Raw genomic sequence first — 26623 nt, 5'->3', positions numbered from 1 at the left:
ACCGGTTTATTGCCTTCCACCACCAAAGCGTTATTTGAAAAACGCATTAATCCCCTCCTTAGAAAGGAGGACCGAGCGTTAAAGGGCCGAATGGTAGTGAAAGGTTCGGTGAACCTTTCATAGTGAGGAGCCATCCCGATAGCTATCGGGAGGTGCGGAGGCAAGTAGACCTTTTTAGCAATTAAACCAGGCGGCGCGCTGGCAAAAGCGGGGTGGTATTATCCGGCTTCAACGCTTGCAATAATCAGATCACTTCGTGACCCTGTCTGGCGGTAAGATTATCTCCCGCAAGGGATGGCAGGGCCGTACTTTCATAACTTTCAGCATCATCGATAATTAAGCAAATCCACAAGCATTTTTAACCTATTCCTCCACACTGCTTTCCAATGCTGATGTAACCTCTTCCTGAGTGGCACTTATACTCATAAACCTGATCGTACTCCCTTCTCTGTCGGTAAATAAAAAGGGATCTTTTTGAAACGAAAATGGGAGAGGCTTGTAAAAAGAATTCTTGGAATTATTTCGGATCGCCGTATAAGACATTCTGCCTTGAGCGTTGAAATGCAGATCGAAAAGGGAAGAGTTTCTTTTGGCTTTCAGGGTGAATTGTGTTCTTCCGTCACCCAAGGGTCTTGGCTTTTTCCCTGCATTGAACAAAATGTGAAGATCTTGCCCGACCACAATAGGGGTATAATAGGAAACGCCATTTTTTAGCACCCCTCTTCCCCAAAGGAGAATTCCTGCGGCATTAAGCTTGAAAATGATCATATCCCCGTGGACACCTCCGGAACCGGTGTAGAATGTTACCATTGGTGGTCCGCCAAAACTGTTCATGCCTCCGGGAACCATAACAGCCCCGCCTTGCTGAAATTCATAGGACTCTCCTATAACATAGAGATTGCCCTCCTCATCCCTGATGAGGTGATCCAGGTGCATGTTTTCCGGTCTTTTGTTGGTTGTTTTTGATCCGGGAGTGGTATGGAAAAGTTGTCTCAGCATTATCTCAGAAACCGGAACCAGGTTCAGGCTTTGTTCCTCCAGGTTACTCTTATCTATTTTAACCATAACCAAACCATCGGTGTCTTCTATTTTGTTAACCCCATGAAAGCCATAAACGTTCATTTTAAGTCCGTAAAAACCAATAAGGTTCATAGTATTTTCCTGAACCTCCATCTTGAGCGAACTAACAAAAAGATCCGAAATATCTACTATAGTTCTCCTGTGTTCTTGCGGGTTGTTTTCGTGAAGCAGATAACGGTAATTCCTTTTGCTTCCTTGCTTTTCCTGCTTACCCTTAAAGTATTCTTTCACTAAACTATAAACACGACCATTTTCGTTTACATACAGGTCCTTTAACAGGTAATTACCCCCGCGTTGATCCATCAGTTTCTTTTCAAAAAAAATGTTCTTCTCATTCATATCCACAACCTTCAGCGTAAAGGCGTGTTCTGCCTTGGTTGAATTACGGGAAATAATAGCTACAAATCGGCCATCGGAGGAGGATTTCACCATTATTTTAGTGGGTGATTTTCCATCGCTTACCATCTCTTTCTTGTCTGTGTCTATAGCGAAAAGCACTTTATGGGTATACTCTTTGTTTTTCAGGTTAACAGATCGGAGGATAATGCTGGTCTTGTTGTTTACGATCTTGTCGTAAAAGAAGAAGTGAATTTCATCCTGGTAGTAGGTATGTCCTGTCAGGGTTTCCGACTTCGGCTTTGGAAACTTCGTCTGCGTCCATTCTTCCATCCCCGGAGAGAGCTGGTTCATGATGATGTTATACGCTCCTTCAGCACTCGTGTCGTTGCTGAACTGCATCCGAAAAATAGAGGTTGTTTTATCCTCGTGGGTATAAAGGGCTTCGATCTTTCCGAGGTTATTCAAGTCACGGTGGGCATCACTTTCTGAAATAAGAAAAGGTGAGGATTGCGCTTTACTGAAAGAGGTGTAAATGCAAAACAGCAGGAGCAATGAGGCAAGACGCATAGATCAAGATTTGGTCGGTTATTAAAATCAAATTCGAATATATAGAATATTTACCTTTGTTTAGAAGAAATAGATTTAATGTCTAGGGAATGGTGAATTTACTTTCCTTAACCACTCTGGCAACCGGATATAAAAATTCTATAAAACGAAGTGCAATTTTTTGGTTATGATCACCCTTTAACGCATATCTGTGACTATCCTCCACAAGAAATCAAATTTCAGCGAACCACGAAGACGAAAATAACCCACTCCCAACTCCCGATTCATTTCATGCTACATAGCTTTAGCGTAGTAGCACCACTCACTAACTTTTCGTAACTTCAAGTCAACCAACAAACTAATGATGGAAACGATCGCTTTAACCGTGAATGGAACCCCCGTTCAACTCGAACTCGACCCGGCCACGCCCTTACTCTATGCTCTTCGGGAGGCCCTGGAGCTCAACGGACCCAAATTCGGGTGCGGACTCCAACAGTGTGGGGCGTGTATGGTGCTCATTGATGGCAATGCGACGCCCTCCTGTGTGCTACCGATTGCGGCGGTGGAAGGCAAAGAGGTGACTACCCTGGAAGGATTGGCAAGTGAAGAGGGGACACTGCATCCCGTGCAGCAAGCTTTTCTCGACGCGCAGGCGGCCCAGTGCGGGTATTGCCTTAACGGAATGGTGATCCATGCGGTGTCTGTGCTGGATGCCGATCCGCAGGCCGGAGAAGCGGAGATCCGGGAGGCCCTCGATCTGAATGTCTGTCGCTGTGGGACACACTCTCGTATCCTGAAAGCCGTTCTAAAATCCCGGAAGTCATGAGTACACGGAGATCTTTTCTAAAACAGGCAGGGAGTATTACGATCGGGTTTTCCATCCTCGGGCCCATAGCCTGTACGACCGACAATAAGGACCTGGCCCTGGCGGAGATGCCACAACCGCTAACCGATCCTGAGCGAATCGATTCCTGGATCCGGCTGCTGGAAGACGGCCGCATACAGGTGATCACCGGGAAGATGGAACTGGGGCAGGGACTCTCTACCGCCATTCTCCAGGTGGCGGCCGAAGAACTCAATACCTCCTTTAATCAACTCTCCCTCCAACTGGCCGAAACCGGGGTGACTCCCGATGAGGGGATCACCGCCGGGAGCCGGTCCATGGAAACCAGTGCCATGAGCGTTCGCCAAGCGGCTGCCTGTTTGCGGGAAACCTTTTTCGGTTTGGTGGTTGAAGAATACGAGACCTCTGTGGATAACCTGGAAATCGAGAACGGAAACGTGCTCGTAAAAGGAGTCGCCTTGCCATTTACTGAGATTTTAAAAAGCAAGAACATCGAAAAGGCTGTCTTTGAGCCCAAGGAGCTCTACGGAAAGACACGGAGGGCGTTTGTTGGACATCCCATGCACAGGCCCGACCTGGAGAAAATGGTAAGAGGGGAGGCTTTTTATGTGCAGGACCTGCGCTTTCCCGGGATGGTCCATGCCCGGGTTATCAGAACACCGGCCTATAACGCCGTACTTGCTGAGGTTCCGGAAGCAGAGGTGGCGGATATGCCCGGATTTGTAAAGCTGGTGCGTAACGGGACCTTCCTGGCCGTGGTGGCTGAAAAGGAATTCCAGGCGGTACAGCTTCAACGTGCCCTCGGCGGGAAGGTTACCTGGGAAGTCGGCGAACCACTGGAACAACCCGAAGACATAAAAGCATTCATAAAATCTCTGCCCCAGGATTCCAATACCGATGAAGACCGGGGGGCTTATGAGGAGGTGGCTGAAGGTGCCGCGATCACTCATAAAGCATCCTATTCCAAGCCGTATATCATGCATGCCGCCAACGGTCCGTCCTGCGCTGTGGCCCTGTTTGAAGAAGGTGTGCTCCATATCTGGTGTCACAGCCAGGGGGTGTATCCCCTAAGGGAAACCATTGCCAAGATGGTGGATCTGCCATTAGAAAAAGTACATATTAAGGGCGTTCCCGGATCGGGGTGCTACGGACATAACCCTGCCGATGATGTGGCGGGAGAGGCAGCACTGATCGCCAAAGAGATTCCCGGTAAACATGTTCGCCTCCAATGGATGCGAAACGAAGAGCACGCCTGGGAGCCCTATGGCACGGCCATGGTGATGGAACACGAGGCCGTGCTCAGCGAGAACGGAAAGATAAAAGGATGGAATTACGAGCTGTGGAGTGATGCCCACTCTACGCGTCCCACCTCAGGCGATCCGGCCAACCTCTTACCCGGACGTTTCCTGGAACCTTCCTTTGGGACTCCCGGACAAGGATGGCGGGGAGGTGCCATTCGCAATGCTCCGCCCATCTATACCACCAATGCCTTTCGACTCACTTCTCATATTTTTCAGGGCCCGCTAAGGGTGTCGGCCCTGCGAAGTCTTGGGGCTTATGCCAACGTATTCTCCATCGAATGCTTTATGGATGAGCTGGCCGAAAAGGCCGGACAAGATCCTTTTACATTCCGATTGCGTCACCTGGAAGACAAACGCGCCATCTCCTGCCTGGGACGATTAAAGCTCAACGTGAGTGAAGTGTCCCCCGAGAAAGGACAAGGTTTAGGCATCGGTTTCGCCCGCTATAAGAATTCTGCCGCTTACTGTGCTGTGGCCGCCCTGGTGGAGGTCACCGATGGCAACCCTGTCGTAAAAAAAATGTGGGCCGTGATCGATGCCGGCGAATGCATCAACCCCGACGGACTCAAAAATCAAACGGAGGGAGGCATGATACAAAGTGCTTCCTGGACCCTTAAAGAAGCCGTAAAATGGAATGACACCCATATCTCTTCTATCGACTGGCAGAGTTATCCCATTCTTCGATTTCAAGAGATTCCCAAGGTAGAAGTGGAGGTCGTTGACCGTCCGGAGACGCCGCCACTCGGCGCCGGGGAGGCCGCCCAGGGACCTGCCGCTGCCGCTGTAGTGAATGCTATTTATAATGCAACAGGGGTTAGGGTGAGGGATCTTCCTGTTGGGAGAGTAAATTGAAAATAAAACCAATAATGGGCTCCTTCCCCTGGTCAGGGAGGGCCAAGCGTAAAGAAATGGTTCGGTGAACCATTTTAGCGAAGGCGCCTGAAGGCGGAGGGATGCGCCGCTGTAAGCGGGCCTGCCTGCGGTAGGCAGGGTCGGAAGGGGTTGTTCTCTAAACGCTTATTACAACCCACCCCGTCTCGAGACTTTGTCTCGATCCACCCCTCCCTGACTAGGGCGGGGAGCCACATCTTATACATCCATCTTAGTATAATTATTATATCCGTTAATGGTCGGAGGGCTTTCCCGACGTGGCAATCTTTTGGTTATAGTAAAGGATTTAAATACTGTTGAGGTAATTGTTGGGAGATCGCCACGTGCCCCCAAGGTGGCACTCGCGAAGACGAGGGTACTGTTTGCCGTCAGTTAAGCACGTAAATACCCCATCTATAATTTATCATCTATAATCTAAAATCCCACTCCTACTCCCGACTCTCTACTCCCGACTCCCGAATCTGTACCAAACACTCTTCCCATTGTTCTGCGAGGAAAACGTTGAGCTCTTGTTGTTGTTTCTTGATCTGAAATTTTTCTTGTAGAAAAAGAACAATATCCTCCGGGAGGGGTTGGTTGGTTTCCGGAAAGCAAAAGAAAGGATCAAATTCCAGGGTATTCCAGATCTTTTCGAAGTTAGGGTGCAGGTCTCTCAGGCCGGTGTTCGGGGTTTGAGGATCATCGTCCTCAGGTACCGAAAAGTAATAGTTCATGCCGTTGAGCGACAAGCGACAAATGGTAAGGCTGCTGCCTTCTCCTACTAATGTGATCAAGGGTGTGGTTTTCATAAGCAGGTGTTTATGGTAAGATTGGATTTTACAGGTTAAAAATAAAATGAATTTGGGCCGGTTGGTTACGGGTTTCCGGAATTTGGAGGTAGGGAGTTTCTCCAGTAAAGAATCTCTGGTTTAAGAAGCCCCATCCGTCGTCGCTCTTAAGCGATGACACCCTCCCTCGGAGGGGGAGGAAACGTTGTTTAATTCAGCTTATACTAGAATTAGATAAATAGGTAAAACATCCCCCTCCCTTTGGGAGGGCCTGCCTACCTGCCGGTAATGGCAGGCAGGGGTGGCCGAAGGCCGGGGGAGGGCTTCTTACTATGAAGAAGGTTCAGTGGTATAACCGGCAGATCGCTTCGGTTTGCTTTTGCCAACGCGCCATCTGGCCCCTCACTATGAAAGGTTCACATGCCAACACTCCGGCTGGCAGCTCTCTGTAAAAGGTCTACCAGACCTTTTACGGTCGTTCGCTCCTCACCACCGTTCGGTCCCGCGAAGACAAGAGTCTCCAAAAATGCAGAAACCACTTTCTAACCCTCTAAAATCTATCGATTAAAAACCTAAATATCTGATAAACAGCAATTTAAAGCTTGTTTTGTACAAAAGTTAAGGTGGGGTACTGCCGTATATTTGCCCTGTTGAAATATTGAAATAGACGCAAGAGTCAAGAGTCAGGAATCAAGACTGATTGTCGAAACAGATTCAGCTCTTGAACATTGCATCAAAATATCACTTATCCTACTTGAGATAAGGCCTGTGCTCCCGCCCCCCTTGGAGAATAGCGATACGATCTCATAATTGAAGTTGATTATTTTTTATTGGTTGATGATTGAAAAAGCTCCGTTGCGAAAGCACGGGGCTTTTTTTGTTTCGCTAGGGAAGTGGGGGGTCCGAGCGTTTAAAAAATGTCCTGTGGACATTTTTAGCGAAAGGGCCTGCCGGCGGGTGGGCTTCTTGTAATATAGTTCCAAGGATTATGAGATCTGCCTTGCCGGATCGATTACAGATTGAGCTTACTTCTTCTAAATCATCTATATGCACTACGGTCCTGAGCTTTCGCAGAAATAGAAGGAACTTAGGGTGATTACTCAAACTCTATTCAATACTCCAACCGGGTGGAGGGCTTCTTACTCTTAATTTCACCTGTAACTCGTACCACGTACCACGTACCCTTTTATCATCCGATGCTTCAGCGAAGGATGACCTTACTCTTAACCCTTCACTCTTAGCTCTTAACCTTTGAGTGTTAGCTCAATTACCAGTAAATCAGTAAATTAGAATATAATTTCAAAAAATACATCTATGAAACTGTTAAGCATAGTACTGCTGTTTGTAATGACCTTACCTGCCATGCAGGCTCAGGACGGGAAATGGAAAAAGCTGGCCGAGAAGAGCGTGGCCTTTAAAAGTGAAACCGATCGGGTGAGCCTGAAGGGAGATGAACGCGAGGCCAATTGGATCAGGATAAAATGTATTCAGGGAACGGTGCAGATCAAAGAGATCACCATCAATATGGAAGGTGGCGAGAGCAAGACCTATAAACCGCTAACAGGATTACTCAATAAAGGGATGGCCACCACCCCGTTTAAGGTCCCCGGAAATAAAGACGAAAAGGTGAAGTCCGTGGAGATGAAATACGATTCTAAAGGGAGTATTGTGACCAATAAACGTGCTAAAGTGGAGGTGCAAGGGAAGTTGGATGGGGATTGATGAACCCGCAAAGCGGGTTCAATTATGAATGATAAATTATGAATTATGAATGGTCTTCAACCGGACTTATTCTGGAAAGAGTAACCAGAACCATTTAAACAATGAGCCTGAGTAGCATAGAATACCCCTTCTGCCCTACGGGCATCTCCCCCTAAGAGGTGGAGAGGAAGTTCAAACGCTTAGTCGGCTTTCATAGGATGGCTTTTTAACGAGAGTATTTATTAGAGTAGAAATATCTCCTTCCCCTCACAGGGGGAGGTGGTTGCGCTGCAAGGGCAAGCGGAGGGGGTATTTGATTTATTAACGTTAGAGTATTTAATTTACATGATTCGGAATTTGATTAGTTGCTTTCTGCTTGTTCTCAGTTTCTCCAGCTGCCAACAACAACCCACACCTCCTACTACGTACCCACCCTACCCCGAGATGACTGCGCCGGGGGATTCCATGTTTCTGAAGGGTAATTTCTCGGGGGCGATCAAGGTGTACCGGGAGGTGGTGAAAGCCTATCCCGATAGTGTGTCGGCTTACCGGTTGCTTACCCGGGCCTACCTGGGCATAGGGATGACCGATGAAGCCAAAACCATGCTCGATAAGGTGGAGTTTGGCACGGATACTATCAGCACGCTCTCCAAATACCGTCGGTATGCCATCTGGTCGATCTTTAAGGGCGATACCACGGCCTTACGCAAATACAACGACTCTTTGTTGCGATACGCCTTTCATACCTATCCGCAACCGTATAATAATGCCGCTTTTAATGAGGTGTTTTTAAAGGATTATACAAAAGCCCTGGGACACCTGAAACGGTATACCATCTACGGAGAGCCGGAACATACCCCCATCAACATGGGATTCCTCTTACTCAAGGAAGGAGACACGGCCAAGGGGATGGATATTCTGAACAAGGCCGAGGCGCGGGTTACGAAGTCCCTGCTTACCGCTCCGGCAGATACCGATGCCCTCTTTGAGATGTCTGAGATCTACGTGATGAAAAGAGATACTGCCGCCGCCATGGAATACCTGCAGCGCGCCCTGCAAACCGGACTGGGAAAAGAATGGTGGTTCTACCATGTGATCAGCGAGGAGTCGGTAAGCGATCCGGTCTTTGCTCCCCTGCGTGATCACCCCGGGTTTCAAAAGATCAGGGATTCGATCCTTCAGGAAAGGGTTCGGATGAAATCAGAGTTGGTTGATGGGGAGTAGAGAGTAAAGAGTCGGGAGTGGTGGTTGAGAGTTGAGGGTAAATTATAGATGATGGATGATGAATGATGTCTTTGCGAGGACCACTTCAGTGGGACGAAGCAATCTCTCGAAATGAGAAGGGGGCCTTCGAGAGCTCTCCTGCCGTGGGAGGGCAAGCGAAGCAATCTTTCGAATGGTATTCCGGACATCAATTAGGCTTTGAGGAAGAACAATAAGATTGCCGCGGTCTAACGAAGTATCGGAACACCTACCGCTGACAGATTTAGATACTCTGTTGTAAAGTATATAAATTGTGGCTCCCCACCCTGGACAGAGGGCCGAACGTTAAGAAAACAGCCAGTGGCTGTTTTTAGTGCAGGAGCCAGCCGGCGTGAGGGCGATCAGGGTGAAACCCTGAGACGGGGCGGGTTGATTCAAATTGACCTCTCCTACAACCCCTTCCGACCCTGCCTACCGCAGGCAGGCCCGCTTCTAGCGGCGCATCCCTCCGCCTTCAGGCGCCTTCGCTAAAATGGTTCACCGAACCATTTCTTTACGCTTGGCCCTCCCTGACCAGGGGAAGAAGCCCATAATTATGTTAATCCTCATGACGTCATCATTCTACACAAGAAATCCGCATTTCAAATACCTCGCAAAGACAAACTCGTCCCTCAAACTCGTTCCTCTAACTGTAACTCATCTCCACCTTCACCCCCTTACCTTCGGCGCTGTCCAGTTTAAAATGGCCACCGCTTTGGGTAATTCTGCTTTTCGCATTTTGGAGTCCGCCGGGAGCACAAGTGCCTTGCGAAGCAATACCCTTGCCATTGTCTTTATAGGTGATGCGGAGTTTTTTACCCTCCTTGTTAAATTGCAATACTACCAGGCTGGCCTGGGCATGTTTTTTCATATTCACCAGCAATTCCTGCAGGGTGCGGTAGAGGGCTTCCTGTTGCACTTCAGAAACCCCTGCCCAATCCATGTCATTGAGACCTTTTACAAGAATATTGGTGTTCTCATCACGGTATTGGGATATGAGCGACAACAAGGAGTCTTTCAGTTCGAGTCCGAGAGGTATGGAAGCGTGTTCCCTCGAGATATTACGGGTGCGGATATACAGCCTTTCCAGGTTGTCCAGAAGCCAATCTTTATAGGTAGGCTTTGACAGATCGTTAGTTTCTGCATAGGTCATGGCGCTGAACAGGTCGTTCGCCAATTCGTCATGAATTTGTTTTGAAATTCGGGACTCCGTTTTTCGTACAGCTTCCGACTGTTTTAGCTTATAACGGATCTTGGTGAGGCGATAGGTTTGATACCCTCCAATGATTAAAAGAACGAATACGACGGTCAGGGTTATATTAATAATGCGGTTACGCTCCAGGGCGGCCTGTTGTTCCCGGGAATGGGCCTCCAGTATTTCGTTTTCTTTTCGGGTGTTTTCAACGTCAAACGAATACCTGGCAAAATCATCCTTCGACCTGGTGAACTCTTTTAGCCAAGCTTCATTCAATTGCTGGTACTCCAGGGCGTAGGCTTTCGGATTTGGTGAGATCTGTGTTAATAGATGGAGGGCTTTTAAGGTGGCTTTCTGATTCTTGCTCTCCCTGGCTGCTTGCAACGACATCCTTGCATATTCCCTGGCAGTTTCTAGGTCTTTCTCGTAGAATTCAGCCATTCTCAGGTAGAGCGCAGTAAGTTCGTCTTTTTCGTCTGCCTCTTCCCATAAACGTTGGGCGGTTTGGTATAATTCCTCACTTCCTTCTTTCCCCAGGTCATGCCGCACAAGGGCTAAATTGGCATGTACCCTGGCCCATTCGCTTTTGGCCTTTTGTTGACTATCAAATATGGTGTCTTTTACCTCCCAGAGGGGATCTGCATGGAGTTCTTCCAGAAGTTCCAGGGCCTTGGTTTTATCACCCAATCGATATTGCCCGATGGCCAGGTTGTTCCTAAAGATCAACTCTCCTTCCTTATCTTTACCTGTTTCCAGGCCCTTTTCCTGCCAATACATTTTTTCCTTGTACTGCCCCAATCCTGAATTGGCATTGGCTAACACTGTGTAAAGCGAAGCTTTATGCGCATTAGTAGTAGCATAATCAAGTGCATTCAATGCCACCTTTTCGGCATCTGAATAATTAGATAGTGAATTAAGCAAATTGCCAAGGTTTATGGATATTCTGGCAAAAGTTATACTATCCCTGATCTGTTTGGCCACAGCAAGACCTTTTACATCGTATTTAATGGCAGCACTGCCGGCGTTTACCTTGTCGTAATAATACCCCAACCGGAAATAAGCATCAGAAAGCAGGGTGCTGTCTTTGAGGGTTAAAGCCAGTTTTTCATATTCGTGTGATAGGGCAATAGAACTGTCTATAGAAAACAGACGGGCACTGAAGAACATACGTTGTTCAAGCAGTTTGGGCTGCAGGCTGTCTGCCACCTTTTCTTTGAGTAATCGGGAATTGATCTCCCATCCCTGTCGTGCAAGCTCAGTTCTCTCTTGTTGATCAACTGCTTTTCGAACCAAGGGTTTAAGGGCCTCGGCTTTCTGATATTCCCGGTAGATCCGGTTGCCTTGATCTGTCAACTGTTCCCGGGGCGATTTCTCTCCGGAAATACAGCTCTGAAACAGGATCAGCAGGCAAAGAATAATACCTGAATTTCGCATGAGTTTGTTCATATTATTGGGTGCGACAATATAGGGATATTTTCTATAAACAATGTTTAGATCGGCACGATTAATCATGGAAAGTATACCCGTGTAATAAAGTATAGTACTAAGAAAACCAGGTGTTTTAACGGATTTTTTTGTACGATTAACCTTATCTAAATGCTTTTAATCTATAAAATTTACCTTTTATCTTCAAAATATTATAATTTAGTTGTTATAAGGTGATTTTAGACACACGTATACGTGGCTCCAGGATCACGTTTATCAATAAACGGTTTGCCGATTATCTAATTGCATTCCCGGATTTTATGGCGATAAAGAAGCTTCCCTTGCTACTGGTTTTTTGCGTTATGTTGCTACATGCGCAAGACCGTCGCCTCCAAAAAGCAGATGAATCTTACGACGAATTAAATTATTCTAAGGCAACCCGTCTCTATGAAGGGGTGGTGCAACGCGGTCATCAAACGCCTGATGTGTACGAACGCCTGGCCAATGCCTATTATTTTATAGCCGATTATGAAAATGCGGCCGCCTACTATGATCAGCTTTTTGCCATCAATCCTGACCCTGATCCGGAACTCTATTTTCGTTTTGCCCAATCCTTAAAAACTGTTGGCGATTACAACCGTTCGGATGCTATCATGAATGCCCTGTACCAGAAAAATAAAATGGATGCCCGGGCCCGTTTGCTAAAACTTCGAAAGAATTACAGGCAGGAAATACGGCGACAAAAGGATCGTTTTACCTTGAAAAAGATCAAGGGTAATACAGTGCACTCTGAATTTGGCTTAACCTGGTACGGTGATGAGGTGGTATTTACTTCTACCCGCGATACCGGGGGTGCAGCAAAAAACCGTCATGGCTGGGATGCCTCCTATTTCCAGGAGATCTACCGCGCCCGTCCGGATACGGCCAGTGGTAACCTGGAAGAGATTAGAAAATTTTCATCAGCGATCAATTCCCGATATCATGAAAGCAGCGCAGCCTTTTCTGCCGACGGACAGCGCATTTACTTTACCCGTAATAATACAGACGGTAAAAAGCTTAGAAAAGACAAAGACGGTATTACCCGTTTAAAGATCCTGACTGCCGAACGCCTGCCAGACGGGGGATGGACAGAACCGGTGCCGGTTTCTTTCAGCGATGACGGATGGACGGTAGCCCACCCTGCTTTAAGCCCGGATGGGAAAACCCTTTATTTTGCCAGCGATATGCCGGGCACCAAGGGGGCTTCAGATATTTTTGCGGTGGCTGTAAAGGAAGACGGAAGTTTTGGTATTCCGCAGCCTCTTCAGGGAGTTGTAAATACGGAAGGGAGAGAAACCTTTCCCTTTGTAGCCAATGGCAAGCTGTATTTTGCCAGTGACGGACATCCAGGCTTGGGAGGTCTTGATATCTATGAGGCCGAATTGCTGGACCCTTATATTGTGGGGAGGGTCAATAACCTGGGGCATCCTGTGAATACCCGAAGGGATGATTTCAGTATTCTGACCGATAGTACCGGTCAGTTCGGATATATTGCCAGTAACCGTTGGGGTGGTATAGGGGCTGATGATGTCTATGCGATAAAAGCGAATGACGACATTATTGATGTAGAGGGTATTATTGTTGACCTGGAAAGTGCCGAACCTATTGAAGATGCCAGGGTGACCTTGTATAAGGATGAAGAAGCCATTGATTCTACCCTAACCGACCATAAGGGTGGCTACTTGTTTGAGAACGTTAAAAATGACGGGGAGCTCCGGGTAGAGGCTGATAAACCTAACTATACCACCGAGAAGCTTGATGTAGACCGGGATGGAAAATACTATGACTTAGGACTGAAGCCTGCCCTGGAAGACCTGGTTAGGCGCGATCTGTTGGAGGTTTTAGACTTTAACGATATCTATTTTGATTTTGACCGTGCTGCCATTCGTCCGGATGCACAAACAGAATTGGATAAGATCGCGGGTTACCTGCTTAAAAATGCAAAACTGACCTTAGAGATCCTGTCCTTTACCGATAGCAGAGGTACGCGGGCCTATAATCAAAAACTTTCTGAACGCCGGGCGGCAAGCACAGCAAAATACCTTATAGCTAAAGGTGTAGATGCGTCGCGTATCAAAGCCGTAGGACTCGGAGAACGCCACCTGGAAACCAACTGTCCGGATGGAGTAAAATGTACAAAAGAAGAACATCAACTTAACCGAAGATCTGAATTCTATATTTCTAATCAGCCTGAAAGGGAGAAAGTAGAGCGCCTTATGGCGGAAGCCAATTCGCAGTCTGATGCCCTGGCGAAGGGACAAAGAAGCGAAGGAGCAAAGGGGAATGCCCACCCCCTCGAATCTCCCCCTCGAGTCTCTCCCTCAGACCTCGACGCCATCCCCGAGATGAGGGTTGATGCTGATGCTCAGGAAGAAGCCTATGCCGTTCAGCTGGCGGCCTACCGGGACCATGAGCCCATAGACCTGAAGCGCTTTGACCGGGTGAATAACCTGGTGCTTGAAAAGGGAAATGATGGCTACACCCGCCTGTTCTCCGGGATCTTTAAAGACCGCAAAAAAGCAGATGCCCACCTGCAAGAACTCAAAAACAAAGGGTATCACGGCTTCATCAAAACCCTTGGAGGGCCTTAGTGATTCCTGCGAAATTAATTATGAATTATGAATGATGAATGATGGGTTGTGAAATATTAATTAGGTGGAGTTAGGTGTAGACTATTTTTCCGCCCTTTAGGGAGGGGAAAAGAAAAATAGTCTGCTGTAAAAACCCCATCTACAATCTACCATTTACAATTTATCATCTCTCCCGCTTTCGGTAAGACCACTCTCGTCCCTTTTTACCGACCGTAGCTTTAGCGAAGGTTGGCAAACTCGTTCCTCAAACTTGCCTGCGGGAAGCAGGCTAGTCCCTCAACTCCATGATCCTCGCCACATATTTTCCAACCACATCAAACTCCAGGTTGACTTTGGTGCCCACCTTGTAATGTTTAAAAATGGTATGCTCATAGGTATAAGGAATAATGGCCACGCTGAAATGGTCTTTTCCGGAGTCGACCACGGTAAGGCTGGTCCCGTCTATGGTGATGGATCCTTTTTCTATGGTCACATTGCTTTTTGAAGGGTCATAAGAGAAGGTAAATCGCCAGCTGCCATCTTCTTCAGCGATGTCTGTACAGGTGCCGGTTTGATCTACATGTCCCTGCACAATGTGGCCGTCAAGTCTTGCGCCCATCTTCATGGCGCGCTCCAGGTTTACCTGGTCGTCCACCTGCCATTGGCCGATAGCCGTTTTGTTCAGGGTTTCCCGGATGGCGGTAACCACATAGGTGTCGCCCTCGATGCCGACCACGGTCAGGCAAACGCCATTGTGGGCTACGCTTTGGTCAATTTTTAATTCGCCGGTGATGGCGCTTTTAATATGTATGTGGAGATTTTCTTTTTCTTTTTCAAGTTTGGTGATCGTACCTAACTCTTCTATAATGCCTGTGAACATTCTGATTTAATTTGGTTAAATTTGCCGTTAACGGCGGTCCTGTTTTTTGGAATGGTAAAGATAGCGAAAGCTGTGAACAACTCATGACTACCCCTAAACTGAACGACCGAAAACTTCTGGTTACATGAAAAGCGAAGAACGTATTAAAGTTGGAATATCTATAGGCGATCTGAACGGCATTGGCAGTGAGATCATTTTAAAGACTTTTGAAGATGCACGTATGCTGGAGCTTTGCACCCCGGTTATCTTCGGATCTACCAAGGTGATGTCTTTCCAGAAAAAGCTGCTCAAGCTCGATGTGATCTACCAGGGTATAGATCGCGCGGATAATGCGGTACACGGCAAGTTCAATGTGGTTAATGTCTGGAAGGAGACTCCAAATATTGAGCCCGGCAAAGAAACCGAAGAAGGTGGTAAATACGCCTTGTTGTCATTGAAGGCCGCTGTGGAGGCTTTGAAAAAGGAGGAGGTAGATGTTCTTGTAACGGCCCCTATCAATAAGCACAATATTCAGAGTGACGATTTTAAATTTCCGGGGCATACCGATTACCTGGCCAAAGAGCTGGAAGGAGATGCCCTTATGTTTATGGTAACCGATGACCTCAGGGTAGGATTGCTTACCGATCACGTTCCGGTAAAGGACGTGGCCGATCATATTACGCCAGAGTTGATCAGGAAAAAAGTCACCATCATCCATGATTCCTTATTAAAGGATTTCAGGATTCGTCGCCCTAAAATTGCCGTATTGGGTATCAATCCGCACTCCGGCGACCAGGGTGTTATCGGGAAGGAAGACGATGAGGTCATGAGACCCACCCTGCAGAAGTTACACGAAGAGGGAATGTTGGTGTACGGTCCGTATTCTGCCGATAGCTTTTTCGGAAGCGGAGCTTACAAACAATTCGACGCCGTGGTAGCGGCCTACCATGACCAGGGGCTCATACCTTTTAAGACCCTGAGTTTTGGTAATGGGGTCAATTATACGGCAGGACTGAGTCGTGTACGCACCTCTCCCGATCATGGTACTGCCTTTGATATGGCCGGAAAAGGAAAGGCTGATCACCATTCGTTCAAGGAGGCGGTTTTTACTGCCATGCAGGTTTTCAGAAGCCGCGAAGAATACAAGGAGATCACTGCAAATCCGCTCCAAAAAGCCAAGGGCAAGTTATGAACAAAAAAAAGTTGATAACATTATTATGATTCATAAAAATTTATATCTTTGCACCCGCCTTATCCTTAAGGAGATGGCACTCAAAACTGATGTTTAAAATGAAGCAGTTAAAGGAGTTCGATATTCCTTTTGTGGGGTTGAAACTTGGAAAACACCGGTTTGATTATCAAATTGACAAGACGTTCTTTGAAGCTTTTAACTATGACGAGTTTGCTGAGGCCACGCTGAAGGTAAACCTCGTGATGGATAAAAAAAGCAATATGCTGGAGCTCAGTTTTAAGGTAGACGGGGTGGTGAATGTACCTTGTGATCTTACTGATGAGCCTTTTGATCAGCCGGTAGAGGGCAACCTTCACCTGGTGGTGAAATTTGGTGAAGAATACAATGATGAGAATGAAGAATTGCTCATTATTCCTCACGGAGAACACCAGATCAATGTAGCGCAGTACATATACGAAATGATCGTATTGGCCGTTCCTGCCAAAAGGGTGCATCCCGGGGTAAAAGACGGAACGCTCTCCAGTGAATTATTGCAAAAGCTTGAAGAATTTCAACCGAAGGAAGAGAACAAAAATAATGACGGGGATACAGATCCGCGTTGGGACACACTGAAGAAACTATTAACGGATAAATAAGATTTAAAAATGGCACATCCTAAAAGAAGACAGTCCAGCACCAGAAGAGATAAGAGAAGAACGCATTATAAGGCGACTGCTCCTCAGATTGCTGTTGATCCTACTACCGGAGAGGCGCATGTTTATCACAGAGCGCACTGGCACGAAGGTAAGCTTTATTACAGAGGCCAGGTACTTATCGATAACTCGGCTGAAGAGGTAGCGTAAGGAAAATACTCGGATAAAATAGGAACTCTCACGGAAGTGGGAGTTTTTTTTATTAAAATTTTTCTATCGGCCAAAAACCAAGTATTTTGCGCCTTGTTTCAGATAAAAATTAGTAATTTCAACAAATTTTTATCGATTTTTGCATGTTTTAGGATTCAAACCCAACGGATTATGAATGAACTTAAAGCAGCGATCACTGCTGTGGGGGCTTATGTTCCCGATTATGTGCTGACCAATAAGGAACTTGAGACCATGGTTGACACTAATGACGAGTGGATAACAACAAGAACCGGTATCAAGGAACGACGTATCCTAAAAGGAGAGGGCAAAGGCACCTCTTTTATGGCCATCAAAGCCGCTGAAGACCTGATGCAAAAAAGCGGTCTGAATCCGGAAGAAATTGATATGGTCATCGTGGCTTCGGCTACGCCCGATATGCCCGTGGCAGCTACCGCAACCTATGTGGCCAGCCAGATCGGGGCTGTTAATGCCTTTTCTTTCGACCTGCAAGCGGCTTGCTCCAGTTTTCTATACGGAATGTCAACCGCCTCAGCTTACATTGCGAGCGGACGCTATAAAAAAGTATTATTGATCGGAGCCGACAAAATGTCGTCCATCATTGATTATACAGACCGGGCTACCTGTATCATTTTTGGTGATGGTGCAGGGGCTGTGCTATTTGAGCCCAATGAAGAAGGTTTAGGTGTTCAGGATGAGATCCTGAGAAGTGACGGTATCGGAAGAGAGTTTCTGAAGATCGAAGCCGGAGGGTCTATCCTTCCTGCAAGTGAAGCCACCGTTAAAGAAAAGAAACACTACGTATTCCAGGACGGAAAGAACGTATTTAAATACGCCGTCTCTAATATGGCCGATGTTTCTGCCCGCATCATGGAACGTAATGAACTTACAAAAGACGATGTGCAATGGCTGGTGCCTCACCAGGCGAACAAGCGTATCATAGATGCCACTGCCAACAGAATGGGATTGGAAGAAGAAAAGGTGATGATCAATATCTATAAATATGGGAACACCACCTCTGCTACCCTGCCCTTGTTACTGGCAGATTACGAAAAACAACTTAAAAAAGGAGATAACTTAATTTTTGCTGCATTTGGAGGCGGATTTACCTGGGGGTCGATCTACCTGAAATGGGCATACAACTCTTAACAAACACACTAATCTAACAGAGTAATCATGGATTTAAAAGAAATTCAAAGTTTGATCAAATTCGTGGCAAAATCCGGAGCAAGCGAAGTAAAGCTTGAGATGGAGGATGTGAAGATCACTATCAAGACCATATCTGATGAGAAGAAAGGAGAAGCTACGACTTATGTGCAACATATTCCAATGGGTCAGCCTGTAGCTCAGGCTCCTGCTCAGCCCGCTGCAGCGCCTTCTGCTCCGGCCGCCGCTGCAGAAGCTACTGCTGCTGCCTCTGATGAAAATAGTAAGTATGTTACTATCAAGTCGCCTATCATTGGTACCTTCTATAGAAAACCTTCTCCGGACAAACCTGCCTTTGTAGAGGTTGGTGATACCATTGCTACCGGAGATGTACTTTGTGTTATTGAAGCCATGAAGCTCTTCAATGAGATCGAAAGTGAAATGAGTGGTAAGATCGTCAAAGTTCTTGTTGACGATGCCTCTCCAGTAGAATTTGATCAGCCATTATTCCTGGTTGACCCATCTTAATCGAGAACTTATAACCTGCACCTGTGTTATTCCCATTTTCGGGAAACCCTGCCAGTGTGTGGTTGTTTGTGCGAATTTAAAACATGAAAACCTATGTTTAAAAAGATACTAATTGCCAACAGAGGAGAGATCGCCCTGCGCGTGATCAGAACCTGTAAGGAGATGGGGATAAAGACCGTGGCGGTCTATTCTACTGCCGATGCTGAGAGTCTTCATGTGCGTTTTGCCGATGAGGCCGTTTGTATCGGTCCGCCACCTTCTAAAGATTCCTATCTTAAAATTGCCCATATCATTGCCGCTGCAGAGATCACCAATGCAGATGCAATTCACCCCGGTTACGGTTTCCTTTCTGAGAATGCAAACTTCTCAAGGATCTGTCGTGAACACGGGATAAAATTTATCGGAGCATCTCCTGAACAGATCGAACGTATGGGAGATAAGGCTACGGCCAAGGCTACCATGAAAGAAGCAAACGTACCTACCATTCCCGGTAGTGACGGATTGCTGAAAGACTTTAAGCAGACCAAGGCCCTGGCTAAAGAAATGGGCTATCCTGTGATGCTGAAGGCTACTGCCGGAGGTGGAGGAAAAGGGATGCGTGCCGTATGGAAAGAAGAAGATCTGCAAAAAGCCTTTGAAAGTGCCAAGCAGGAAGCCGGTGCTGCCTTCGGAAATGATGGGATGTATATGGAGAAGCTTATCGAAGAGCCTCGCCATATCGAGATCCAGATCGTGGGTGATCAGTTCGGTAAAGCGTGTCACCTTTCTGAAAGAGACTGTTCTGTACAGCGCAGACACCAAAAACTGACTGAAGAAACACCTTCTCCGTTCATGACCGACGAATTGCGTGATGCCATGGGGAAAGCCGCTGTGAAAGCTGCCGAATACATCAAGTATGAAGGAGCCGGAACCGTGGAATTCCTGGTAGATAAACACCGTAATTTCTATTTCATGGAAATGAATACCAGGATCCAGGTAGAACACCCGATCACCGAGCAGGTTATTGACTATGACCTGATTCGTGAGCAGATCCTTGTTGCCGCAGGAGTGCCGATCTCAGGAAAAAACTATACCCCTAAACTGCATTCTATAGAATGTCGTATCAACGCAGAAGATCCTTACAATGACTTCCGTCCGTCGCCGGGAAGAATTACAACCCTTCACGCACCGGGAGGACACGGAGTTCGTTTGGATACCCACGTTTACAGCGGGTATATTATTCCACCAAACTACGACTCTATGATCGCAAAACTCATTACCACCGCCCAAACCAGGGAGGAGGCCATTCATAAAATGAAGCGTGCCCTGGATGAGTTCGTGATCGAAGGTATAAAAACTACGATCCCTTTCCACAGACAATTGATGGATCACCCTGATTATATAGCAGGGAACTACACCACCAAGTTTATGGAAGACTTCAAAATGAAACCTGAAGTACAAGAATAAAAAAAAGCCCCGCCCAACAGCGGGGCTTTTTAGTTATAAGGTTATGGGGTTACGAGGTTATGAAGTGGTCGTCTTCGCGAAGTTTGCTTTGCAAACTGTGGCGATCTCCTAATTACAGTATTGCATTAACGATGGGCTCCTTCCCCTGGTTAGGGGAAGGTGTCAAAGCCGGAGGTTTTGACGGAAGGGGTTGTTATTATAGCTACCCTGAATCAACCCGCCCCGTCTCGAGACTTTGTCTCGATCCACCCCTCCCTATCCAGGGTGGGGAGCCAGAATACTAGATTGCTAATGCAAACTGTAGCAACCACCCAATCCCAAATTATCGTAACTTATACCTATGAAACTTTTAGCATACGCAGGGATCATCTTACTAATGTTTATCACTATGCAGGCAACAGTAACCATCTACGATTTTAAAGAGCAGGAAGAAGTTGATGCGTGGAGCATTGTGAATGATGTGGTCATGGGTGGCAGATCGGACGCCTCCCTCGAACTTGATGAGGACGGACATGGGGTGTTCTCAGGAGCAGTATCTCTGGAAAACAACGGAGGATTTGCGTCTATGCGACTGCGATTGTCTCCCATGGACCTGAGGCGCTTTAAAACCATTCATCTGCGTGTTAAGGGCGAGCCTACCCGGTACCAATTCAGGTGTAAGTCTTCCTGGAATGAACCCCAGAGTTATGTTGCTCCGTTTGAAACTACCGGCCAATGGCAGGAAGTAGCCCTGAACCTTCGGGAGATGGTACCCACCTTTAGGGGGAACCGATTGGATATGCCTGATTTTCCGGGAGAATCCCTTGCAGAGATCGCTATTCTTATCGGAAATAAAAAGGCGGAATCTTTTGCTTTAAAGCTCGACAGGATCTGGTTGGAATAACACACAAATATCTTTGATATCGAACTTTCACCTCCAACTTCCAAGAGGAGGGGTGCAGCCGAAGGGATCTGCTTCACCTCGTAGCTATTTTCCTTTTGAAAACGCCTCCGCTTTATGTGAATATGCAAATAGCTGTAAATCAAGGAATTACTCAGAAAAAATTTTAAAAGAACCCCTTGCCATTTTCCTGATTTATATATCTTTAGAATATGAAAGTGAAAACAGCCACAGCAAACGGCCCCTGGGTTTCAATGAACGGTACGCCCGCTTCAGGATTTTCTTATTGGGAGTTTCAGGAGTATTTTAACACCCCTGATTTCGTAGTTGTAGGTGCAGGTATTGTAGGGCTGAGCTGTGCATTATCGCTCAAGGAGAAACATCCGAAAGCCAGAGTGGTGGTCTTAGAACGGGGTCTGTTGCCCCAGGGAGCAAGTACCAAGAATGCCGGGTTTGCCTGTTTCGGGAGTTTGTCAGAACTGCTTGACGACATGAATACCCGAACAGAAAAGGAGGTGTTGGAGCTCGTAGAGAAGCGGTATCGCGGAGTGAAGTTATTGCGAAAAACCCTTGGAGACAGAGCGATAGATTATAAGGAGTACGGCGGATACGAGTTATTTCCAAAAGGAGATTCTGATTTTTTTACGGCCTGCCTGGAGCATAGAGAGCGTGTCAATAAATTATTGAAACCACTGTTCAGAAAACGAGTGTTCGATGTAGTTCCCAATAACTTTGGGTTTAAAGGTGTACAGGCTCATTTACTGTTTAATCGCTGTGAAGGTCAATTGAATACCGGTAAAATGATGCAGGCATTGTACGCAAAATGTGCCAAAATGGATGTGCGCATTCTCTATGGGGTCACCCTGAGAGGTTTCCAGGACCTGAACGGTAAAGTGGCCCTGAATACCAGTATCACCGATTTTAATTGCCGAAAATTAATGTTGGCCACCAATGGCTTTGCAGGCGCTATTACCGGAGAAGAGGTGTACCCGGCCCGGGCCCAGGTGTTGATTACCAAGCCGATTAAAAAACTCCGTATTAAAGGCAGTTTTCATATGGACCGTGGGTACTATTACTTCAGAAATATAGATGACCGTATTCTTTTCGGTGGGGGGAGAAACCTGGATCCTTCCGGGGAGCAGACCGAGGACTTCGGGATGACACCCCTTATACAAAACAGGTTGATCGAACTGCTTGAAAATGTGATCTTACCCGATACTCCTTTTGAGATCGATACCCGTTGGAGTGGTATCATGGGAGTGGGCAGCTCTAAGGAGCCGGTACTGAAATCGCTCTCTGATAATGTAGCTTGCGGGGTACGTCTTGGGGGTATGGGTGTGGCCATAGGCAGTCAGACCGGTCGGGAACTCAGCGGATTGCTTTAATTTCCTTGATTCAAGTTCATTTTAGTCCTTCCCTGCAACAGTTTTTAGTACTTTTGCAGCTTTCAAATAATAGCATAAAACCAAATACGATGACTAAACCTATGATGTGGTTGGTATGCGCCTTTTTTCTTTTGACAGGCTGTACCACAGATGAAGAGATGCCTTGTCCTCAACCTTTTTCAGGATCCCTTACAGAAGATGAAGCAACCCTTGCCGGCACCTGGGAATTAACCGCTTTGACGGCTTCTGAAGAGATCGACCTTACTGATGACAATGTAGATAATCCGTCAACCGATCTCTTATCTCAGCTTGACGCCTGTAGCCAGGTGGCAATATATCAATTCGGTACAGATCGTAACATTAAATATTCGGGCGGACTCTTAAACGGGGAAACCTGCCAGGAGCAAGTGCTTCTCGAAGGGACCTGGGCTCTTTCAGGGAGTTCGATCGGGGTAGTTACCGGATGTCGGGCGCTGTACTTCCCACCTGTTGAGTTCGCTGAAGAAGGAGTGAGCTTTTCCTTTACTGAGGCTCGCACTGTATTCGACGCCCTGGGTCAGGGAGTTCAGTTGGAGATCACGGAAACCTATACGAAGGTGGTTGAATAGATTTTGCTGCCTGAAACTTATAAAGCCATCATTTGATGGCTTTTTTTATTTTAGTACTATGACTACCTACCTCACTAACATAAAGGAGCGAGTGATAACCCTTTGCGGGGAAAAACTCGAAAGTTCATGTGCCAATTACCGCACCCAGCTGGCGGCGTTGAAGATCTCATTGGAAAGTGAATCGAAGAGTTCAGCCGGCGATAAGCACGAGACCGGAAGGGCCATGGTGCAGCTGGAAATGGAACGCCTGTCTGCTCGTCTTAAAATTGCCGAAGACGAATTAAACAGTTTCAGGAGGTTGGCCTTTAACGATGCAAAAAACAGGGGTACGGTAACCCCCGGGACTCTTGTTGAGACCGACAAGGGGCTCTATTTTCTGGCAGTTTCCCTTGGGATGGTTAAGGTAGGCGAAACCCCTGTGGCAGTGGTGTCGTCAGCTTCTCCGATAGGGGGTGTTTTAAAAGGAAAAGCTGCAGGTGAGCAGATCCTTTTTAATGGTGTTGCACAAACCATAAAAGCTATTCGTTGAGCCGGGTTTCCAGCACGCCGTTCTTTAAGCGAAGGTTTACGGCAAATTCATTAGGAATACCTTTCTCGCTCCTGAAAAAGATATTACGTCTTCCCACCCTTGCCTTATTCAAATAGGAATGTCCTTCAAAATAACTGTCTGAAACAATGGCAATGATATGGCCGTCAGCGTCGGGTATCAGCTCGTGTGGATATACGAGCACAAGCCCCTTTTTGTCTTCTTCAAACCAGGAGAGGGGCAGTTGATTAACCTCCCCGAATAAACGGGCTACATATTTGGTTTTTGGCTTTTGGTATAAGATGGAAGGGTGACCCCGGTGAACGATCTTTCCATTTTTCATGACCAGGGTGTGGTCTGAAAAGGAAAGACTGTCTGCATTTTCGTGAGTGGCTACTATTGAGGCAATACCTTGCTGCTTCAGGTATTTAAACAACTCTCTGCGTAAAGCACTTTTCTTAAAATTATCAATATTGCTGAAGGGCTCGTCAAGGAGCAGCAGCTCAGGTTCTCTTGCCAATACCCTCGCAAGGGCTACGCGCTGTTGCTGCCCCCCGCTGAGTTCATCAGGCCTGCGTTGGGCAAAGTCGCTCATACCTACCAGCTCCAGTAATTCGGCAATGCGTTGTTGTTTTTTTCGGGGGTAGAAGTTGGATAGAAATTTCCCGACATTTTCAGCCACTGTCAGGGGTGCCATCAGGTCGTAATCCTGGGCCTGGTATTTTATAAAATCCTCCCCCGGTACCAGGTTGTAATCAGGACCCAGTAATTTCTTGCCTTTCCAGAAGATGGTGCCGGTTGCCGGTTGTAAAAGTCCGTAAACAGTCTTTAATAAGGTACTTTTTCCGGAGCCGCTTTCTCCGATAACAGAGAGTTGCTCGCCGGGTTCCAGGGTGAAGTTTATGTTATGGAGCACCTTTTTCTCCTTGTAGGCGAATGATAGATTCTTAACCAGCAGCATTGTAGATAGATCTTGTTGTCGTGCGCTAAGATACTACAAAACAAAAAGACCCCGGGACTGCAGCCCGGGGTCTTAGGTGAGATGGTTCTCAGATATTATCCTTTGATCGGGTCTTTAAGAGCCGCTTGATTGGGCAGCTCCTCAAAGCCCATATTATAGAAGGAGAAACTGAAGATATCAGCATACAACTCTATGGTCTTGTCGGTACCTCCTGAGCCATGACCCGCTTTGGTTTCGATGCGGATCAGCGTCGGATTATTTCCGGCCTGTTTTTCCTGCAGTTCAGCTGCAAATTTAAAACTGTGGGCCGGTACCACCCGATCGTCATGGTCGCCGGTAGTTACCAGGGTGGCCGGGTACATAATGCCATCTTTTACATTGTGTACAGGCGAATAGCCTTTCAGGTATTCGAACATCTCCTTGTTGTCTTCGGCTGTACCATAATCATAGGCCCAACCTGCACCGGCAGTGAATGTATGGTAACGCAACATATCCATAACACCTACAGCAGGTAAAGCTACCTTCATAAGGTCCGGACGTTGGGTCATCACTGCACCTACCAGCAATCCACCGTTAGATCCACCTCTCAGCGCCAGGTGCTCCGGCGAAGTGTAACCTTGATCGATCAGGTATTCTCCCGCTGCGATGAAATCGTCAAATACATTTTGTTTTTGCATTTTGGTGCCGGCATCATGCCACTCTTTTCCATACTCTCCACCTCCACGAAGGTTGGGAACAGCATAGATACCTCCTTGCTCCAGCCAAACGGCCATAGCGATGCTGAAAGAAGGTGTCAGGCTGACGTTAAATCCTCCGTACCCGTACAACATGGTCGGATTCTTTCCGTTTTTCTCGATGCCTTTTTTATAGGTGATGATCATCGGAACCTTGGTGCCGTCTTTTGATTCGTAAAAGACCTGCTCTGATTCGTAATCATCAGGATTAAAGCTGATCTCAGGACTGAAGTACACTTCAGATGTGCCGTCTTCAGGGTTGAACTTATAGATGCTACCGGGTGTTTTGTAATTGGTGAAGGAGTAATAAAGCTCTTTAGCTTCTTTCTTTCCTCCGATACGGCCTATGCTTCCTATGCCGGGAAGTTCAACGGTTCTTACTTCTTTACCATCGTAGTCATATTGGGTTACCTTTGAAATGGCGTCAACCATATACTCTGCAAAGAAATATCCGCCTCCTGTGCTTGCAGACAAAACATGGTCGGTTTCAGCAATAAAATCTTCCCAGGTTGCAGGAGAAGGGTCAGAAGCATCTGTTTTCACCACTTTTTGGTTAGGGGCATCCATATCGGTTACCAGGTAAAGGGTGCTTCCTTCATTGGTGAGAACATAGGTATTGGTGTCGGTATTTCCAATGATCGTCTTTAGCCCACCTTCTTTGTTATTAAGGTCTATTAAGAAAAGCTTGTTCCCGTTGGTAGATACCGATGCTGAGATGAGCAGGTAATTGTTATCTTCGGTTACACGGCCACCTACATAACGATGCTTTTCTTCTTCTTTACCACCAAAGATGAGTTCGTCTTCTTGCTGTGGGGTTCCTAATTTATGGTAGTAAAGCTTGTGTTGATCGGTCTTGGCAGAAAGTTCACTTCCTTCAGGTTTGTCATAGCTGGAATAGAAGAAACCTTCATCGCCCTTCCATGAAATACCACTAAACTTGATGTCATTTAAGGTGTCTTCAACGACCTCGCGGGATTCTGCATCGATCACGATGACCTTACGCCAGTCACTACCGCCTTCAGAGATGGCATAGGCCGCTTTCTTTCCGCTTTTCGAAAAGCTGAGAGCAGAAAGGGTTGTAGTACCGTCTTCAGAAAAAGTGTTGGGGTCCAGGAAGACTTCTTCCTTGTCTTCACCTGTTTTCTTGCGGTAATACACGTATTGATTCTGCAGTCCGTTGTTCTTGCTGTAATAGGTGTAATCTCCTTCGATAAACGGAGCGCCTACCTTTTCGTAATTCCAAAGATCTTTTAATCGGGTTTCCAATTGTTGTCTGTAAGGAATGTTTTCCAGGTACCCGAAGGTTACCTTATTCTGGGCTTTTACCCATTGGGCTGTTTCTTCAGACATATCATCTTCCAGCCATCGGTAGGGGTCTTTTACTTCAGTGCCAAAGTAGGTGTTGAGCGTATCTACCTTTTTGGTTTCAGGGTAGTTCAAAGCCATGTCGGTGTTTGATTCTTGTTTACAGGAGGCCAAAGCTAGTAAAGCTCCGGCAAAAATGCTGATGCGTTGGGTCATGTGTTTCAATTTTTGACTAAAAATAAAGAAAAGTATG

The 26623-nt window shown here is 46.8% G+C and carries 21 protein-coding genes; 15 read left to right on the top strand and 6 right to left on the bottom strand.

From position 1 onward, the window contains the following. Positions 1–363 precede the first annotated feature (363 nt). Positions 364–1986, bottom strand: a complete 1623-nt coding sequence (locus E7Z59_RS02660; RefSeq protein WP_136334741.1) for a hypothetical protein — start codon at positions 1984–1986, stop codon at positions 364–366. A gap of 364 nt (positions 1987–2350) precedes the next feature. On the opposite strand from E7Z59_RS02660, the gene E7Z59_RS02655 reads away from it, so the two are divergent. Together E7Z59_RS02655 and E7Z59_RS02650 are read left to right on the top strand one after the other, a co-directional pair. Then, a complete protein-coding gene (locus E7Z59_RS02655; RefSeq protein ID WP_242015589.1) occupies positions 2351–2791 on the top strand; it encodes a (2Fe-2S)-binding protein in 441 nt (146 codons plus the stop codon). Further along, positions 2788–4962 (top strand): xanthine dehydrogenase family protein molybdopterin-binding subunit, encoded by a 2175-nt coding sequence (locus E7Z59_RS02650; protein ID WP_136334739.1) that lies wholly within the window; start codon positions 2788–2790, stop codon positions 4960–4962. Before E7Z59_RS02655 ends, E7Z59_RS02650 begins: the two co-directional genes overlap by 4 nt. A gap of 467 nt (positions 4963–5429) precedes the next feature. On the opposite strand, the gene E7Z59_RS02645 is transcribed toward E7Z59_RS02650, so the two are convergent. Next, positions 5430–5789, bottom strand: coding sequence for a hypothetical protein (locus tag E7Z59_RS02645; RefSeq protein ID WP_136334738.1), 360 nt, complete (start codon positions 5787–5789; stop codon positions 5430–5432). A gap of 1293 nt (positions 5790–7082) precedes the next feature. On the opposite strand from E7Z59_RS02645, the gene E7Z59_RS02640 reads away from it, so the two are divergent. Next, positions 7083–7490 (top strand): DUF2541 domain-containing protein, encoded by a 408-nt coding sequence (locus tag E7Z59_RS02640; RefSeq protein ID WP_136334737.1) that lies wholly within the window; start codon positions 7083–7085, stop codon positions 7488–7490. 423 nt (positions 7491–7913) lie between these two features. After that, the gene (locus tag E7Z59_RS02635) at positions 7914–8693 is read left to right on the top strand and encodes a tetratricopeptide repeat protein (protein ID WP_168731225.1); all 780 of its coding nucleotides are present in this window, start codon (positions 7914–7916) and stop codon (positions 8691–8693) included. 664 nt (positions 8694–9357) lie between these two features. Here E7Z59_RS02635 and E7Z59_RS02630 read toward each other — a convergent pair. Beyond that, positions 9358–11352, bottom strand: coding sequence for a tetratricopeptide repeat-containing sensor histidine kinase (locus tag E7Z59_RS02630; RefSeq protein ID WP_136334735.1), 1995 nt, complete (start codon positions 11350–11352; stop codon positions 9358–9360). 299 nt (positions 11353–11651) lie between these two features. Between E7Z59_RS02630 and E7Z59_RS02625 the strand changes: the two genes are divergently transcribed. Continuing rightward, entirely contained in the window at positions 11652–13961 is a 2310-nt protein-coding gene (locus E7Z59_RS02625) for an OmpA family protein (protein WP_136334734.1), read from the top strand. A gap of 268 nt (positions 13962–14229) precedes the next feature. Here E7Z59_RS02625 and E7Z59_RS02620 read toward each other — a convergent pair whose 3' ends face one another. After that, positions 14230–14820, bottom strand: coding sequence for a riboflavin synthase (locus E7Z59_RS02620; protein ID WP_136334733.1), 591 nt, complete (start codon positions 14818–14820; stop codon positions 14230–14232). Between the two features lie 124 nt (positions 14821–14944). Between E7Z59_RS02620 and pdxA the strand changes: the two genes are divergently transcribed. The 10 genes from pdxA to E7Z59_RS02570 all read left to right on the top strand — a co-directional run bounded on the left by pdxA (position 14945) and on the right by E7Z59_RS02570 (position 23373). Further along, positions 14945–15991 (top strand): 4-hydroxythreonine-4-phosphate dehydrogenase PdxA, encoded by a 1047-nt coding sequence (pdxA, locus tag E7Z59_RS02615; protein WP_136334732.1) that lies wholly within the window; start codon positions 14945–14947, stop codon positions 15989–15991. A gap of 98 nt (positions 15992–16089) precedes the next feature. Beyond that, the gene (locus E7Z59_RS02610) at positions 16090–16626 is read left to right on the top strand and encodes a YceD family protein (RefSeq protein WP_136334731.1); all 537 of its coding nucleotides are present in this window, start codon (positions 16090–16092) and stop codon (positions 16624–16626) included. Between the two features lie 9 nt (positions 16627–16635). Then, positions 16636–16833, top strand: a complete 198-nt coding sequence (rpmF, locus tag E7Z59_RS02605) for a 50S ribosomal protein L32 (RefSeq protein ID WP_136334730.1) — start codon at positions 16636–16638, stop codon at positions 16831–16833. A 171-nt stretch (positions 16834–17004) separates the two neighbouring features. Next, on the top strand, positions 17005–18000 hold the full coding sequence (locus E7Z59_RS02600) for a beta-ketoacyl-ACP synthase III (protein ID WP_136334729.1): 996 nt from the start codon (positions 17005–17007) through the stop codon (positions 17998–18000). A 27-nt stretch (positions 18001–18027) separates the two neighbouring features. Next, positions 18028–18525, top strand: a complete 498-nt coding sequence (gene accB, locus E7Z59_RS02595) for an acetyl-CoA carboxylase biotin carboxyl carrier protein (protein WP_136334728.1) — start codon at positions 18028–18030, stop codon at positions 18523–18525. Between the two features lie 93 nt (positions 18526–18618). Further along, positions 18619–19971, top strand: coding sequence for an acetyl-CoA carboxylase biotin carboxylase subunit (gene accC / locus E7Z59_RS02590; protein WP_136334727.1), 1353 nt, complete (start codon positions 18619–18621; stop codon positions 19969–19971). A gap of 340 nt (positions 19972–20311) precedes the next feature. Further along, the gene (locus E7Z59_RS02585; protein ID WP_136334726.1) at positions 20312–20854 is read left to right on the top strand and encodes a CIA30 family protein; all 543 of its coding nucleotides are present in this window, start codon (positions 20312–20314) and stop codon (positions 20852–20854) included. 209 nt (positions 20855–21063) lie between these two features. Further along, positions 21064–22236, top strand: coding sequence for an NAD(P)/FAD-dependent oxidoreductase (locus tag E7Z59_RS02580; protein WP_242015590.1), 1173 nt, complete (start codon positions 21064–21066; stop codon positions 22234–22236). An 89-nt stretch (positions 22237–22325) separates the two neighbouring features. Continuing rightward, positions 22326–22844: a DUF5004 domain-containing protein gene (locus tag E7Z59_RS02575; RefSeq protein WP_136334725.1), complete on the top strand. Its 519-nt coding sequence runs from the start codon at positions 22326–22328 to the stop codon at positions 22842–22844. Between the two features lie 58 nt (positions 22845–22902). Continuing rightward, positions 22903–23373, top strand: a complete 471-nt coding sequence (locus E7Z59_RS02570; RefSeq protein ID WP_136334724.1) for a 3-oxoacyl-ACP synthase — start codon at positions 22903–22905, stop codon at positions 23371–23373. On the opposite strand, the gene E7Z59_RS02565 is transcribed toward E7Z59_RS02570, so the two are convergent. Together E7Z59_RS02565 and E7Z59_RS02560 are read right to left on the bottom strand one after the other, a co-directional pair. Then, positions 23363–24331, bottom strand: coding sequence for an ABC transporter ATP-binding protein (locus tag E7Z59_RS02565; protein WP_136334723.1), 969 nt, complete (start codon positions 24329–24331; stop codon positions 23363–23365). The two genes, E7Z59_RS02570 and E7Z59_RS02565, sit on opposite strands and share 11 nt — an antisense overlap. Before the next feature lie 95 nt (positions 24332–24426). Continuing rightward, positions 24427–26586, bottom strand: a complete 2160-nt coding sequence (locus E7Z59_RS02560) for a prolyl oligopeptidase family serine peptidase (protein WP_136334722.1) — start codon at positions 26584–26586, stop codon at positions 24427–24429. Between the last annotated feature and the right edge of the window lie 37 nt (positions 26587–26623).

It is taken from the genome of Robertkochia marina (assembly GCF_004799345.1).
In the GTDB taxonomy this organism is placed as follows: Bacteria; Bacteroidota; Bacteroidia; order Flavobacteriales; family Flavobacteriaceae; genus Robertkochia; species Robertkochia marina.
The sequence above is the reverse complement of the archived record's forward strand: the minus strand, read 5'-3'. Positions and strand labels throughout refer to the sequence as shown.